The organism is Pontibacterium sp., assembly GCF_041587635.1.
Taxonomy (GTDB): Bacteria; Pseudomonadota; Gammaproteobacteria; order Pseudomonadales; family Balneatricaceae; genus Pontibacterium.
Map to the genome: position 1 here is coordinate 1 of NZ_JBFGYC010000652.1, position 2,052 is coordinate 2,052.

The following is a 2,052-nucleotide window of genomic DNA, read 5'->3' on the forward strand; positions in this document are numbered from 1 at the left end:
GCTGGAAAAAAAACAACCGAGGAGCATCCGGTTACAAACGCTCCGTTATAGACCTTCTAAATACCGTTTGCGATCATCCGTCTCCAAATGCGACTCGAAGAAATTGATTAGCTCATGCACGCTTTCCCGGCCTTGCTCCTCAGTCTTTTCACCGTTCCGGATCTGTTCCGCTTCCTCAGCCAGGAAATTCATCATCTTCTCGCCCATATCCGCCGGAGTTTTGTTTAGCAGATCAACCAATTGATCAACTTCTTCACCGGCCATCCCTGCAGCCTGCCAGAATGTTTCTCGCTGTTCAGGTATGACTGACAGCTCAGCGTCACGCAACGCCTCCATATCCTGCGTTGCCGCTAGGGCATTTGTACGCGCCTGAAAATCCTGTGTGTCCTGTTGCAGGTAATCGTCTGATAGCTCGACTAAAGGGACTTGCTGCTGGATCAGACGGTTAAGGTCATGTACTCGCTGATCACGGGCGTCGGCCCCCAGCTCATCCAGATTATCGGCCAGGTGCATTGCGCGAGTGGATAGATCAACATCCTCATTCTTGCGATTAACCCAGGCATCGGTAGCCAACACCTTGATCAGAGTCTCCTGATCTCGCTCGCCCGTACCCGGTTGTTTCACTTCATAGAATCGATGGTCCTCATCCGCACCGGTATCACGCTGATCGCCCATACGAGACATAAACACGGCATCACGTACTGTCGCATCACTGCGCAGAGCATCGACCGTATCCATGACCTCAGCATTGGCTTCCATATCCTCAGGATGCTGGCTATCAGCCCCAATCAGCTGATCTAAACTTGTTTCCGTAATCGTGATATAGGCACGCTGATCACTGACATCCATCACGTTTAGCTGTGTGCTCATCTGAGTCACTTGCTCATCGCTCAGGTCATAGTTCTCCAGTATTCCCACAGAGCTTTCGATCATGCCCAGTAATGTATCAGACGAAAGATTGTCGTGTTCAGGGATGGCATAATAATCCTCTCCCGACGAACCGGCCTTCTGTGTCATCGAACTCAGAGAGGGGTCTGCTTTTGCGGCTAGTCCGCCAAGGTAGTTCAGGGTGGTATCTTTAGTGGTCGCGCTACGATCAGACAACTGTTCTGCCAAGCGCCCACCCAGTTCGGTATCTTTGCCAAAAACGTGCAACAAACCCGACTGCTGGCCATCGCTAAAGTTTGCGAGCGTATCTAAGGTTTTGCCCACATCCTCCATATTGGAAACTGTCTGTACAAAATTGTGCAGATCATCAGCAGAGGATGCACCTTGGGTTTGAGATATCTGCCCATTGGGCTGATAGGTTTCAGAAGTATCACGCAGCGGGATCTTCGCAGCATGGCGATCAACCTCATCCAGCACGCGGCTGCGCGTCTCTGCATTCAGATCGGTCAGCGTTGAGATAAGGTTGTCGGTATTTTTGCCCGCAGACAGAACTGCAGTAAAGCCACTCTGTTGTGGCGTGGTGCGAAGCCCTTCAACGGCATTAGTCAGCTGGCTCAGCTCTTCATCACTGAGTTCTTCCGCTAAGGCCAAGAAATCTTCATTTTGAATCAGGTCGGTATCGATAAGCGTATTTTGCTGGGCATCAGACAGTCGATCGAGTACAGATTCCATCCGGTCGGCTCTTTCCGAGCGCTCAACAATCAATACATGAACGTCTCCCTCAAATGCGATGTATTCGTTTGCAACGTGGGAAGCGCCAGCATTCGATAGTGATACCTTATCTGGTTGCGCATTACCTGAACGCATCTGTGTCTTACTGGTGTCATCTGTCGGCTGGGACTGCGTTCTCAAGCTGGACAGCTGGTTGGTGATTGCATTCTGCAAACCTGCTGAGTCCAATTTCATATCCATATCCTTAGTCTTAGTACCGCCTGAATATGTACTATCGGCCGCGCTCAGGATTGGCATAGGTTGAGAAACATTAAAATTTCGCAAGATTTCAAGTTGGAAATAGAACGGTCGTTTTAAAAGCCCGTAGCGACAGGGCTTTCAGGAAATGCAGGGGACCAAAATAATTCTCAGAAATTATATAAAAAACAGAAC

General features: G+C 49.7%; 1 protein-coding gene. It reads right to left on the bottom strand.

Features of this window, described 5'->3' with window-relative positions; all coding sequences use genetic code 11:
• Positions 1 to 45 precede the first annotated feature (45 nt).
• Complete coding sequence (locus tag ABYW01_RS20315) at positions 46 to 1,854, bottom strand: hypothetical protein (protein ID WP_372836289.1); 1,809 nt, start codon at positions 1,852 to 1,854, stop codon at positions 46 to 48.
• Positions 1,855 to 2,052 lie beyond the last annotated feature (198 nt).